This window comes from Acinetobacter sp. ATCC 27244 (assembly GCF_000156555.1).
GTDB classification, from domain to species: Bacteria; Pseudomonadota; Gammaproteobacteria; order Pseudomonadales; family Moraxellaceae; genus Acinetobacter; species Acinetobacter haemolyticus.
Map to the genome: position 1 here is coordinate 1 of NZ_GG665955.1, position 12,857 is coordinate 12,857.

Genomic DNA, 12,857 nt, shown 5'->3' on the forward strand with positions numbered 1-12,857 from the left:
CGATTTTCATCTTCAATGGTTTGCTGTAATTGCTGATTGAGCCAAGCAAGATGCTGCTCAGATAATTGTGAAAAATCTTGAAAGCTCATCACAGGACGCCTAAGTTGCTGTGCAAGCTGCTCTAAGGCTACTGTTTGTTCTTTTGTTGGTTCTTTGCTCATCTTCCATTCTTCCGTGTTATTGTTGTTTTATCTATTCAGTGTAAGCTGAATTAAAAAATATTGGTAACTTTGCAAAAAATAAAAACATTGAGCCCATCATCATATTTTTTCATTTTTATAGAACGATTCATTCTATAAAAAGTTCTCTTTTTCAAAGCAACTTTGGCTATAATCAAATTACATCGCTTCAGGGCGGGGTGAAATTCCCCACCGGTGGTAAGTTAGGCATTAAACATAAATGACCTAATCAGCCCACGAGCTTGTATATATGTTTATATACTCGCAGATTTGGTGAAATGCCAAAGCCGACGGTATAGTCCGGATGAAAGAAGACGAAACCACCGAAACAATCTTTTGGTTTGTTTTGGTACGCGCTTATTTTTACATCAGTCCTGAAATGTTCAACCGTAGCTTATTTACGAGAGCGTTTCATTATGTCGAGTTTAATTCAACCCGAACTTTTCTTTTCAGCCCTTTCCCCAGCTGAACTACGTATTCAACAAGCTTTAGAAGACATTCGCCAAGGCAAACCCGTGTTGGTGATGGACGATTTTGACCGTGAAAATGAGGCCGATTTAATTATTGCTGCTGAAACTTTAACAGTCGAAGTTATGGCGCAAATGATTCGTGATGGTTCAGGTATTGTCTGTTTATGCCTAACAGAAGCATTGGCTGATCATTTAGCTCTTCCGCCTATGGTCGAGGATAACTCAAGTCAATTCAAAACGGCATTTACGGTAACAATTGAAGCCGCTCAAGGTGTAACCACAGGTGTCTCGGCCAAAGATCGCGTGACGACTGTTTTCGCTGCGACTCAAGACGATGCTGTAGCAAGTGACCTCAGTCGCCCAGGACATGTATTTCCATTACGCGCACGTGATGGTGGTGTGCTCACTCGTCGTGGTCATACTGAGGGAACGATTGACCTCGCTCGTTTAGCAGGCTTAAAACCTTCAGGTGTGTTGTGCGAATTAACCAATCCAGATGGCTCAATGGCCTCTGGTATTCAGGTTCTTGCTTATGCGCAAACCCATGGTCTGACGGTGATCAGTATTGAAGAGTTAGTCCAATACCGCTTAAAACATAATGTTTAATTATTAATTAGTTAAACATTAAAAAAGCCTCGATCATTCGAGGCTTTTTGATCAATATAGTTATGAAACCTTTCGCTCAATATTTAATTGATCAACCACCTCAATCAATTGGCCAAATTCAGAAATATACGCAACAGGTTGTACCTGAGCTAACTCTTGCGTTGTTCCATAACCATAATTTACAGCAATGGTTTCGATCCCGTTTGCGCGTGCACCAATGACATCATATTGACGATCTCCCACCATAATGCAGTGCTGAGCATTCAACTGCTCTTGCTCAAGAATATAAGCAATTAAATCTGCTTTATTGGTACGTTCCCCTGTTAACTCACTACCATACATTTCAGTAAAATACTGATCTAACTGGAAATGAGCCAAAATTTGCTTTGCATAAACTGTGGGCTTCGCTGTTGCAAGAAATAATTGATATCCTTGTGTTTGTAGCTGCCGTAAAGTCCCTTCCACTGTTGGATAGACTTCATTTTCAAATAAGCCTGTCACTGAAAAACGCTCGCGGTAAGCAGCTAAAGCTTGTTCTGCCAAATCATCATCTTGAGTATCTAATAATTTTGCTAATGAGGCTTTCAAAGGTGGGCCAATGGTCCAATCTAAATCAACGTCATTCGCCAAAGGTTGATTGAGCTTTTCTAGCGCATAACGAATCGAACCATGAATGCCTGTTTTAGGATCGGTTAATGTCCCATCTAAATCAATCAGTATGTTTTTGATCGTCATTCGTTCAATCTCTTAAAGCCTTACACAACATAGTCGAGAGTTTCTCGAAACTTCCCTATACTAACGTAAATGAAAACATAAAAGGAAATTGCAGTGCGTCCGACCGTACTTTGTTTTTCAGGTTTAGATCCATCAGGCGGTGCAGGTCTTCAGGCAGATATTGAAGCGATTGGACAAAGTGGTGCACATGCTGCAATTGCTTGTACTGCTTTAACCATTCAAAACTCACAGCAAGTGTTTGGTTTTGAAGCAACCTCAAAAGAACTATTATTGGCTCAAGCAAATGCTGTGGTCTGTGATTTACCGATTAAGTGCGTAAAATCAGGTATGTTAGGCACAACCGATAATATTGCAGCATTGGCTGAATTCTTACGCGCTCACCCAGAGTATTTATATGTACTAGATCCTGTTCTGGTTGCAAATAGCGGTGGTTCACTGGGAGATCAAGCGACTTTGGTAAAAGCATTTGTTGAGTTAATTCCCCTAGCAACAGTCATTACCCCCAATACAGTTGAACTAAGAGCATTGACAGGAGTTGATGACATCGAGCAAGCCACACAAACATTATTTGAAATGGGTGCAAAAGCAGTCCTTGTTAAAGGTGGGCATGAAGATACCCCTGATCATATCCGTAATGTGCTCTATGCTGATGGGAAAATGATTGCTGAAAGTCAATGCCCTCGCCTAGATGGTGAATATCATGGTTCGGGTTGCTCTTTGGCAAGTTTTATTGCAGGACGCTTAGCTCTCGGTGATTCACTAAAAATCGCCGTACAACATGCAGAAACATGGCTATTCGGCGTATTAAAACACGCTGAAACACCAGTACCCCATGGGCAAAAAATTCCAAAGCGGTTTTAAAATAAATTACATCTAAGGAATTAGATACTCTTGAAGAGAACCTTTTTTGTAGATATAAGCTTTAGGTGTGATTGAATATCCCATTTCATTGAAAGCTTGCCAAGCTATATGTTTGGCAATTCTCAATCCATATACATCATTTGAACCGACTACTAATACAACATTTCTATTGGGAGCAAAAAAAATAGGTTCACCATTTACATCATATTTTTTCTTATCTAAATAACTTGGAAGTATGAGAATACTTGCATCATACATTTCGTCTAAACTAATTTTGTACAATTTACTAGGACCATTTACATCAATCTCATCAAAAACCAAGCCTTTAATTTTAAAGTATTTTTCTAAATTACTTATTGTCTTTTCATATAAAGTATTTTCATCTAGCTTTAAATCTTTCAAGTCTTTTGTAGTTAAAAACCTTACCCCTTTTTCTGTATCAAAAACATATAATAGATAAAGGTCATCATTGATTCTTCTTTTTAATAAATCTATTTTTTCAACATCCTCATTTTTTGCTTGAGATAATTGCTTTTGGATACTCAAGACATATTCTACAGGCTTAATTACACCCAGCACGGATGACAACTGTATTGATTCTTCATATAGGAGTTCATGTCCAGTTAAATTATAAATAAATGAGTCTAAGAGAGTATCTAATGCCTGTGGATCATTTTTGTATTGCTTAAAAAGATTATCTAAGAAAGATGTTACCTCTTTATCTGTATGATCAATAGATTTTACCTTTACAGTTAGGGGAGCAACAATTTCAAATTGGTTTTTAACTAAATCTTTTTTTGCCCTCTGAATAAAATAATTCGTGAATTGTGTTTCATCCATCATCTGATTAGATGCAAAAGTCATTGATGTCAAAAATGTATATAGAATTATAATACTGATTAGAGCTTTCATTTTTTGTCTTCAATTTATACTTAAATGAATTATATCATCTGTATATCACTCAAAAAATAATCTTTTTCCTATCTAAGATTTTATATGAAAATATGTCATTCATTGATGAGCACTTATGCAAAATATTCATCAATTCAAACAAACGAATAAAATATAATAATTATCATTTTAATTTTCATCATAATCCTCATGTTAAAGCGCCGCATCTTAGCTAGTTTGTTACCCCTGAGTTGTGCCATGACTACATTTGGTAACGACCAAATCAGTACCTTACCCACCCTTACTTTTGAGGCATCCTCTGAGAATGCTGAACATGACTATAAAGTGACCTCTGCAAGTGCGGCAATGCGTAGTAATACCTTGCTGAAAGACACCCCTCAAGCCGTTACTGTAATTAATAAAGCGATACTTGAAGATATTCAAGCAACTCGCTTATCTGAAGCACTCGATGTAGCAGGATTGGGACGAGCAAATAATTTTGGTGGACAAGGTCTCACCACCCTCACCTCTCGTGGTTTTACCAGTGGTGAATATTATCGAAATGGCTTCCCGATCAATCGCGGTTATCCTAATGCACCTGATAGCTCAACTATCGAGCGTGTAGAAGTTTTAAGAGGTGCATCATCGAGTTTATATGGCCGTGGTGATCCAGGAGGGACATTTAATGTCGTTAGTAAGACACCTCAACCCGATCGGAAAACCACACTTGGCCTGAGTATTGATGACGAAGGACTTTATCGTAGTAACATCGATACAACTGGTTCTTTTACTGGAGATGATCGCATTACCTATCGTTTGAACTTAATGGGTGAAAATGGGGATACTTATCGCGAGCATGTGGACTCAAAACGATGGAACATCGCACCCGTAATTCAATGGACACCATCAGATCAAACAAAAGTTATTTTAGAGGCGGACTTTTTAAGAAATCAGCACGCACTTGATCGAGGCTTTACCCGCTATGATGGTCAACAAAAACTATCATTTAATCCAAAAGACTATTGGTGGGAATCAGGGAAAAACCGAAACCGTTTATATAACGATAATGATATGTTCCAATTACGGGTCGAACATCATCTCAATGACACATGGACGTTGAATGTAGGCACTCAATATTTAGATGGAAATTTACATGGCTATGCCGTTGAAGCGAATGGGATAAAAGCTGATAGTCATGGTGAGATCATTACTCGAAATTATAATTGGCGAAATTTGGACTGGAATGATAAAAATATCCAAGCAAGTTTAGTTGGCGAGTTTGATTTATTTAATCTACAACATACTTTAATCACTGGACTAGAATTTGAAGATTATGATTATCGCTCGTACATCATTCGTTCTACTGCCCCATTTGACTTAAATATCCATCATCCCTACCGCACACAACCATTACCCGCACTAGAGAACGTCACGACACATGATCATGAGCAGCTCACCAGCAAAGCGTTCTATATCCAAGATCAAATTCGTTTTACAGACCGACTTAACACCGTGATTGGCCTACGTTTTGAACAATACCAACATGATTATACGAATTTTATAAATAACACTTCATGGTCAACCAAACACAATATGCTAATTCCTCGTGTTGGCTTAACGTATGATTTAAATGAACAACTTACTGTCTATAGTAATATTAGCAAATCATTTAAACCCAACTCTGGTGCCGATCGAAACAATCAAGGCTTTGATCCAGAAGAAGGTATTTCATATGAAATCGGATCTAAACTCGCATTGTTTGATGACAAGCTTTCCTTTGAAAATGCTCTATATTATGTAAAAAAAGACAATGTTCTCACCTTAGATCCACTCGATAGCACTAAAAGCGTTGCTGCAGGTGAGGTCACCAGCAAAGGTTTTGAGCTCAGTCTCGTTGGTAACCTCACCCCTGAATGGAAAATCATTGGTAATTATGCCTATACAGATGCGGCAGTGAGCAAGGACAATAGCTTAGCGAAAGGAACCCGCCTCGCGAATATTCCTAAAGATTCATTCAATTTCTTGACAATGTATGAGTTCCACTCAGAACCACTGGAAGGTTTAGCAATAGGACTAAATCAGCGCTATATAGGAAATCGAAAAGGACAAACAGCAAGTAACACCTATACTATGGGTGCCTATGCCACTACAGACTTTATTTCTTATTACAATCTCTCATCTGATATACGTTTAAGTTTCGATATCAAAAACATCTTTAATAAGAGATATGATGATAGCGCATTCAACCGTTATGTTTATCCTGGCCAGCCTCGTACCGCCAAACTTGGCGTCACCTATTCATTTTAAATCGCATTTCAGCAAATATTTCTAGAATCAGAATAAACAAAAGGCGCATTCAGCGCCTTTTTCACATTCACAGATTATTGTGGGATACGTAATACTTGACCTGGGAAAATATCATCTGCATTTTTCAATAAAGGTCGATTTGCTTCAAAAATTTTATTGTATTGGTTTGGATCACCGTAATACTCTTTAGAAATCTTTGACAGATTGTCTCCTGATTTCACTGTATAGAATTTACTTTCTGGCTCAGCGGTTTCAACTGTCATTTGATCATCAACCTGTGCCACATGATCGATATTACCCACAGCAAGAATGATTTTTTCTTTATCCGCCTGACTTTTTACCTGCCCTTTAATCACAGCAGTATCAGTTGTACCGTTATATGTCACGGACAGACCTTCCACCCCTAATCCTAAACTCTTAATTAAACCTAATAATTTATTTGCAATCTCTTGAGCTGATGGCTCAGCTGGTGTTGCTGGCGCAGCTTGTGGTTCCGCTGGTGCTGTATTTTTCTTACCAATACCTTTTACAAAATCAAAAAGACCCATTGTTATTTCCTCTGTAATTATTTATGAAGATTGGCCTCAATCGACCTAATTTCTAGTTATACCTAAAAAATAAATGCTACAGGTTTCAATTTAAAGCGGTCTTGTAAATAAATGTACAGTGATCTGCTGCAACATTTTTTACTTTTTTGATTCTTAGATTCAAAAATGAAAAGCCACCTTACGGTAGCCTTTGATCGCTAAAATGGATGATACGATTACATGTCGCCTTCCACATTAGTCCTTATATAGTCAATTGCAGCTTGGAGTGTCTTAATTTTCTCTGCATCTTCATCTGGGATTTCAAAGCCAAACTCTTCTTCAAAAGCCATAACCAATTCAACGATATCCAAAGAATCAGCGCCTAAATCATCGACAAAAATTGCGCTAGGTACGACCTCTTCCTCATCTACGCCGAGTTGTTCAACGATAATTTGTTTAACTCGCATTTCGATACTCATAATATTTCCTTTTGTTGTTATGATTTAATAATTTATTTTAAATAGCATAGATTTTATACACTTAAATAAACTCATTTCATATTCAGTGTTTATTTTTTTCTTGTAAAAAAATGTATGAATCCTCTCAAGTAAAAAATTGAGCACATAAAAAAGCCACCTTTCGGTGGCTTTTCAATCATGCAATATGATTAACCAAGTTTTTTGGTTACATAATCAATTGCTGATTGAACCGTAGTGATTTCATTTGAATCTTCATCAGGAATCGTGATGTCGAAATCATTTTCAAAAGACATTACAAGTTCAACCAAATCTAAAGAGTCAGCACCCAAATCATCCATGAAAGATGCTTCGTTCTTAATCTCTTCAGCACGCATACCTAATTGTTCAGCTACTGCTTGTTTGATGCGTTGTTCGATATCGCTCACAGGAATTCTCCTCATTGCTTGTGGCGTTTTAATTTGCCACTAGTTTAATTGAATATAAAAATTTTTAAAAGTTTATACATCGCCAGTTAGGCCATGTATAAACCACCATTTACGTGTAAAACTGTACCAGTAATGTAACTCGCCTTGTCGCTGGCAAGGAAACTCACTGCATTTGCAATATCTTGAGGCTCACCTAAACGATTTAAAGCGACTTGATCAGTCATTTTTTTGCGAATTTCTTCGCTTAACTGATCCGTCATTTCAGTCGCAATGAAGCCTGGCGCAACACTGTTCACTGTAATCTGACGGCTGCCCATCTCTTTCGCTAAGCTACGACTAAATGCTTCAATCCCTGCTTTTGCTGCTGAGTAGTTTGCTTGTCCTGGATTGGCAAAATGCGCTACAACAGAACTGATGTTAATAATGCGCCCAAAGCGTGCTTTGGTCATGCCTTTCAATACGCGCTTGGATAAGCGGTAAACGGCTTTCAGATGGATATTGAGAATATCATCCCAGTCATCTTCAGACATACGCAATAACAAGTTATCTTTGGTAATACCCGCATTGTTTACCAATACAAGAACTGAACCGTATTTCTGTTCAATATCTGAAACAAGTGCATCTATTGCTTCACCGTTACGAACATCGAGTACAGCACCAGCTCCATGTTCAGCAAAGCTTTCTGTCAGTTTTTGCGCGCCTGATTCAGAGGTCGCGGTTCCAACTACAAAAAAACCGTCTTGAATGAGTTGCTGTGCAATAGCTGCGCCAATACCACGGCTTGCTCCTGTCACTAACGCAACTTTTCGTTGTTGTGTCATGCAATTTTTCCTTCTACCACTAACACTGCGTTTAGGGCATCTTCCATACGTGCTTTGCTATCAATGGCAAATGCTTTTTCTATGTTCGGTAATCGCTTTGCAAGATTGCTAAGTACAGTACCAGGTCCACATTCGACCACGTACTGAATACCTTGATCCTGTAGATATTGCATGGTGCGTGTCCATTGTACCGATTGGTACAATTGAGCTGTTAAAGCCTGACGCAATTGAGCAACATCTGTCGCGATTTCCGCGTTGACATTTTGTATTACAGGAAGGCATGGTAGCTCAATGGCAGTTTGTTCCAAAGCTTCAGCAAACTTTTCTGCGGCTGGCTTCATTAATGAACAATGAGACGGCACAGATACTGGTAGGGCAATCGCTTTACCAGATTGCTCCTTCGCTTCAGCCATCACTTGTTGAACCAATGCTGCACTACCCGCAATCACGACTTGACCTTGTGCATTATAATTTGCAGCTTCCACTGAGCCTTGACCTGCCGCAGATACTTGCTGACAAAGCTCAACAACTTTTTCATCCGCTAAACCAAGAATAGCAGCCATTGCCCCCTCACCTTGAGGTACAGCACTCTGCATCAGTTTGCCACGTAAATGAACCAGTTTTACAGCATCAGCCAATGTCATCGCTTCCGCAGCAACCAGCGCGCTATATTCCCCTAAAGAGTGTCCAGCCAAGTATTTCGGTGTAATACCACCTAACTCTAACCATACACGCCATAAGGCAATACTGGCAGTCAATAACACTGGCTGTGTATTTTCAGTTTGGTCTAAGCCTTCACCACTTTGAGCAATATGCCAAAGATCAAAACCGAGTGCTTCAGACGCCTCAGCAAAAGTCTCTCTAACAACACTGAATTGCTCTGCAAGTTCGGCAAGCATACCTACTTTTTGTGAACCTTGACCTGGAAAAACAAATGCAGTTTTTGTTGCTTGAGCTGCCTGCTCAAGTCGTTTAGTCGACATATAAAAATCCTTAAATTAGTCTATCGCCAATTTGATCAACACCCATAATTCTACATGAGAATAGCAATAGACTCTTTAGCGATGCGGCAATTTAACATTGATTTAATCTTTTTATAATTGCGAAAAACAACAAAAAAGGGAGCTTTCGCTCCCATTTTTTCTATACTTTAAGCTAACGCTTAATGCATATGATTCAATTATTCAGCATCAGCTGCTTTAGCGAATAATTGACGACCACGGTAAATACCATCTTTAGTCACGTGGTGACGACGGTGAGTTTCACCAGTAGTTTGGTCTACAGATAATGCATTCTCGGTTAAAGCGTCATGTGAACGGCGCATGTCACGGCGAGAGCGACTTTTACGGTTTTGCTGAACGGCCATGATGGCTCCTTACAAAGATCGAAAAAATGGATCAGAACAAATTCAGTTGTCTTAACTCAACATTATAACATAAATTATGAGTTAAGTTTACCCTTCAAACCTGCCAAAACATCAAACGGATTATCCCGTTTTTCTTCGACAACGTCCTGAATGGTAGGTCGATGTTTATGCTCACAAGCATTATGCTTAGGAGATAAAGGCACCAACAATAACAGTTCATCTTCTAGCAATGCGAGTAAATCAATCGAAGCAGGCGTATCAAAATCACCTTTTTTCGAAAATTCACTTTCACCTAAAACGATGAAATCAGCATCCTCATCCAAGCGCTCTATCAGTGACTCATCATCGATTAAAGCCAAATGGAAATCTGAAACAAGTTCAGTTTCAACAGTATCCAAACAACGTTGGCATTCCATTGGAACTCTTGTATCAATATGTCCATCTAACCATACAATGCGATGATAGGCATCCATTGATAGCTTACAGTCTATGTTGATCAATTGATCATTAATTGATCCAACAGCTTCACGGGCGATACGAGCAAAGCGAGACAATGGCAGTGTTCCTGACCATGTAAAGCCCTGTTCAGCCCATTTAAACGGCTCAATCTGTGCCGGAAAGGTATTTGCTGACATAATTAAGGCGGCAATTCTACAAATTCATCGGTACTCTGTCAAAGATTAAGATACAATTTTGCACTTCTTTAGACAGAACTCGGGGTAAATTAAGCAATGCACCTGTTGCAGCCGCAACTTGAAGTAACAACTTCATTACTTGTTAGCACCCATTCAACCACTGCTCCTGTTTTAACACCAGATCAAGTGCAACGTTCATCTTGGCAAAAGTTAACAACAGAACCAGAACAGGTTGATTGGCTTATTTTACACTTTAATCACTGGTTTTCCCACCATAATGTGACACTAGTTAAAGGTGAATTTGAACCAGAATATTTCCCTGCGGAAAATGGACAACCTGCAAGAATCCAATTTGCGCATGGTTTTTTTAATAGTGCCCTGCATGAAATTAGTCATTGGACGATTTCTGGCGCACAACGTCGTCTATTACCCGATTTGGGTTATTGGTATGCACCAGATGGTCGAACAGCTGAACAACAGGCGCTTTTTGAACAGGTTGAAATCAAGCCACAAGCGATTGAATGGTTATTTGCGACTGCCTTTGGTCGAAAATTCCGAGTGTCTTTAGATAATTTGACGGGTGACAGTGGTAACGGAAGACAATTTAAAGACAATGTGTTCTCTCAGGTCCAACGTTACTTTTCTGGCGAAGCAAAATTACCAGATGATGCAGCTCATTTTATTTATTACATCTGTCTATGTACACGTAATGGCTTAGCGTTACAACGCGATGAATTTAAACGCGAACAGCTTGATTAAATGACAAAATTATCACATCTAAGACTTGCATCCTCCCCTATACACGTTTCATACTAAATTCAGCCATAAAGATCAGGGAGTTATAATAATGTTGCATTTACATATTCATCCTGAAAATCCTCAGGCTCGCTTAATCACTCAAGCTGTAGATCGCATTCGCGCTGGTGATGTCGTAGTTTATCCGACTGATGCAGCCTATGCGATTGGTTGTCAGATTGGTAATAAAAGTGCGATGGAACGAATTGCTCAAATTCGTGGTTTAGGTCCAAAACATCAATATGCGATTATGTGCTGTGATTTATCCGATATTGCAACTTATGCCAAAGTTGATAATGCAATGTATCGATTACTTAAGAATAATACACCTGCTGTCACCACTTTTATTTTGCCCGCGACCAGTGAAGTACCAAAACGCTTGATGCATCCAAAGAAAAAAACCATTGGTTTGCGTATTCCAAGTAATCCAGTTGCTCAGGCTCTGTTGAAAGAATTAGGTGAGCCTTTGCTGACCAGTACTTTGATTCTTCCCGATCAAAAAGATCCACTTGATGATCCTTATGATATTGAAAATCAGCTCGGTAAACGTATTGATGTATTTATCGATAGTGGTTTCGGTACTTTATCCACGACTAGTATTGTCGATTTGTCAGGTGAAAACCCAGAGATTATTCGTCGCGGGGTTGGTGACGTCAGCGCGTTTGAATAACGTTATATAAAATGGATTTATTTCAAGTTTTACTCAACATAAATGATTTTCAAGCTGATGAAACCATTTATGTTGTTGAACCTTGGACATTAGAATCTGAAACAAAAGTTCTAAAAGAACCAGATATAGGACTTATCCAAGTCGAAAGTAATCACTTAATTTTTGAATATTTTTTAGAGGTTTCCATTGTAAAAGAAATATGGAAAAATCTCGAACACCGAAATCTTTGTATGCATGATCAATGTCAAAACATTATCGAATATGCAATCCACGATGCCTAATATCTTAAGCCATTACGTAAAATCAGTTAACCGACGTTTCTGAAAACCTTGCTCATCAAAATTATCTGGACTGAGCCATTGTTGATAGATTTTTTCTAAATCAGGCCATTCTTCATCAATGATTGAAAACCAAGCGGTGTTGCGATTGCGCCCTTTTACAATCCGATCCTGACGGAACAAGCCTTCAAATTGAAATCCAAAACGTAAGGCTGCGGCTTTAGAGGGGGCATTACAATCATCACATTTCCACTCAACGCGTCTAAAACCGTGTTTAAAACATTGTTGTAACAGTAGAAATATGGTTTCTGTTGAAGCTTTGGATTTTTTCATTTTATGCGAAAAATAAACATTACCAATCTCTATCGCACCGTGTTCAAGCCGAGGATTAAGTAATGCAATCCAGCCTTGAACTTCTCCATCTACCTCAATAAGAAAATGTGTTGATCCATAAAAACCAAATAAGTTATGCTAAGCATCCCTTAATACTATCGCACTGGTTGGTGCCGAATAAGGTAAATAAGTCCAGCATGCTGCATTGGGTTCAGAACTTACACATGCCCAAATTTGTGCTAAGGCTGAATCAGCTATTGTTCCAACGATAGAGATCAATTGAATATTCTGTCCAAAGATACTTTCTTTAATCGGCTGACTAGTTTTGAAATTTTCAATAGCTAGGCCAACGGTCTGACCAAGATCATTGTGTTGTGTTTTTAAATAGTTTTTCATCGTAATTTGTTATGCTGTAAAAATATGACTCTAATCACATATTTAATCATAAAGTTTTTCTATGTCGAATATGCTTTGATATA

General features: G+C 38.6%; 15 protein-coding genes, 1 pseudogene and 1 riboswitch. Of the genes and pseudogenes, 6 read left to right on the top strand and 10 right to left on the bottom strand.

Translation table 11 applies throughout. The features are described from left to right. The first annotated feature begins 341 nt into the window (after positions 1-341). A riboswitch (FMN riboswitch) is annotated at positions 342-499 on the top strand. Positions 500-595: 96 nt separating this feature from the next. Then, on the top strand, positions 596-1,255 hold the full coding sequence (ribB, locus tag HMPREF0023_RS08235) for a 3,4-dihydroxy-2-butanone-4-phosphate synthase (protein WP_008941803.1): 660 nt from the start codon (positions 596-598) through the stop codon (positions 1,253-1,255). 60 nt (positions 1,256-1,315) lie between these two features. Here ribB and HMPREF0023_RS08240 read toward each other — a convergent pair whose 3' ends face one another. Then, the gene (locus HMPREF0023_RS08240) at positions 1,316-1,990 is read right to left on the bottom strand and encodes an HAD-IA family hydrolase (protein ID WP_008941804.1); all 675 of its coding nucleotides are present in this window, start codon (positions 1,988-1,990) and stop codon (positions 1,316-1,318) included. A gap of 93 nt (positions 1,991-2,083) precedes the next feature. Between HMPREF0023_RS08240 and HMPREF0023_RS08245 the strand changes: the two genes are divergently transcribed. Next, positions 2,084-2,851 (top strand): hydroxymethylpyrimidine/phosphomethylpyrimidine kinase, encoded by a 768-nt coding sequence (locus HMPREF0023_RS08245; RefSeq protein WP_008941805.1) that lies wholly within the window; start codon positions 2,084-2,086, stop codon positions 2,849-2,851. 12 nt (positions 2,852-2,863) lie between these two features. On the opposite strand, the gene HMPREF0023_RS08250 is transcribed toward HMPREF0023_RS08245, so the two are convergent. Beyond that, positions 2,864-3,763: a DUF1444 family protein gene (locus tag HMPREF0023_RS08250; RefSeq protein WP_008941806.1), complete on the bottom strand. Its 900-nt coding sequence runs from the start codon at positions 3,761-3,763 to the stop codon at positions 2,864-2,866. A 237-nt stretch (positions 3,764-4,000) separates the two neighbouring features. Here HMPREF0023_RS08250 and HMPREF0023_RS08255 point away from each other — a divergent pair, with 237 nt between their 5' ends. Beyond that, on the top strand, positions 4,001-6,049 hold the full coding sequence (locus tag HMPREF0023_RS08255) for a TonB-dependent siderophore receptor (RefSeq protein WP_008941807.1): 2,049 nt from the start codon (positions 4,001-4,003) through the stop codon (positions 6,047-6,049). Between the two features lie 74 nt (positions 6,050-6,123). On the opposite strand, the gene lysM is transcribed toward HMPREF0023_RS08255, so the two are convergent. The 7 genes from lysM to HMPREF0023_RS08290 form a co-directional block, all read right to left on the bottom strand. Continuing rightward, a complete protein-coding gene (lysM, locus tag HMPREF0023_RS08260) occupies positions 6,124-6,597 on the bottom strand; it encodes a peptidoglycan-binding protein LysM (protein ID WP_005081486.1) in 474 nt (157 codons plus the stop codon). Positions 6,598-6,812: 215 nt separating this feature from the next. Further along, the gene (gene acpP / locus HMPREF0023_RS08265; protein ID WP_265586522.1) at positions 6,813-7,058 is read right to left on the bottom strand and encodes an acyl carrier protein; all 246 of its coding nucleotides are present in this window, start codon (positions 7,056-7,058) and stop codon (positions 6,813-6,815) included. A 185-nt stretch (positions 7,059-7,243) separates the two neighbouring features. Continuing rightward, on the bottom strand, positions 7,244-7,480 hold the full coding sequence (gene acpP, locus HMPREF0023_RS08270) for an acyl carrier protein (RefSeq protein WP_004655272.1): 237 nt from the start codon (positions 7,478-7,480) through the stop codon (positions 7,244-7,246). A gap of 86 nt (positions 7,481-7,566) precedes the next feature. After that, positions 7,567-8,301, bottom strand: coding sequence for a 3-oxoacyl-ACP reductase FabG (fabG, locus tag HMPREF0023_RS08275; RefSeq protein WP_004638137.1), 735 nt, complete (start codon positions 8,299-8,301; stop codon positions 7,567-7,569). Beyond that, the gene (fabD, locus tag HMPREF0023_RS08280; RefSeq protein WP_008941809.1) at positions 8,298-9,284 is read right to left on the bottom strand and encodes an ACP S-malonyltransferase; all 987 of its coding nucleotides are present in this window, start codon (positions 9,282-9,284) and stop codon (positions 8,298-8,300) included. Before fabD ends, fabG begins: the two co-directional genes overlap by 4 nt. Positions 9,285-9,481: 197 nt before the next feature. Further along, positions 9,482-9,667, bottom strand: a complete 186-nt coding sequence (gene rpmF, locus HMPREF0023_RS08285) for a 50S ribosomal protein L32 (protein ID WP_004638135.1) — start codon at positions 9,665-9,667, stop codon at positions 9,482-9,484. Positions 9,668-9,741: 74 nt separating this feature from the next. Beyond that, positions 9,742-10,302: a YceD family protein gene (locus HMPREF0023_RS08290; protein ID WP_008941810.1), complete on the bottom strand. Its 561-nt coding sequence runs from the start codon at positions 10,300-10,302 to the stop codon at positions 9,742-9,744. A gap of 96 nt (positions 10,303-10,398) precedes the next feature. Between HMPREF0023_RS08290 and HMPREF0023_RS08295 the strand changes: the two genes are divergently transcribed. The 3 genes from HMPREF0023_RS08295 to HMPREF0023_RS08305 all read left to right on the top strand — a co-directional run bounded on the left by HMPREF0023_RS08295 (position 10,399) and on the right by HMPREF0023_RS08305 (position 12,048). Beyond that, positions 10,399-11,061, top strand: a complete 663-nt coding sequence (locus HMPREF0023_RS08295) for an elongation factor P hydroxylase (protein WP_008941811.1) — start codon at positions 10,399-10,401, stop codon at positions 11,059-11,061. 88 nt (positions 11,062-11,149) lie between these two features. Continuing rightward, on the top strand, positions 11,150-11,767 hold the full coding sequence (locus tag HMPREF0023_RS08300) for an L-threonylcarbamoyladenylate synthase (RefSeq protein ID WP_005081475.1): 618 nt from the start codon (positions 11,150-11,152) through the stop codon (positions 11,765-11,767). Positions 11,768-11,778: 11 nt separating this feature from the next. Next, entirely contained in the window at positions 11,779-12,048 is a 270-nt protein-coding gene (locus tag HMPREF0023_RS08305; protein WP_008941812.1) for a hypothetical protein, read from the top strand. 12 nt (positions 12,049-12,060) lie between these two features. Here HMPREF0023_RS08305 and HMPREF0023_RS08310 read toward each other — a convergent pair. Next, positions 12,061-12,774, bottom strand: a pseudogene (locus tag HMPREF0023_RS08310) (GNAT family N-acetyltransferase). Between the last annotated feature and the right edge of the window lie 83 nt (positions 12,775-12,857).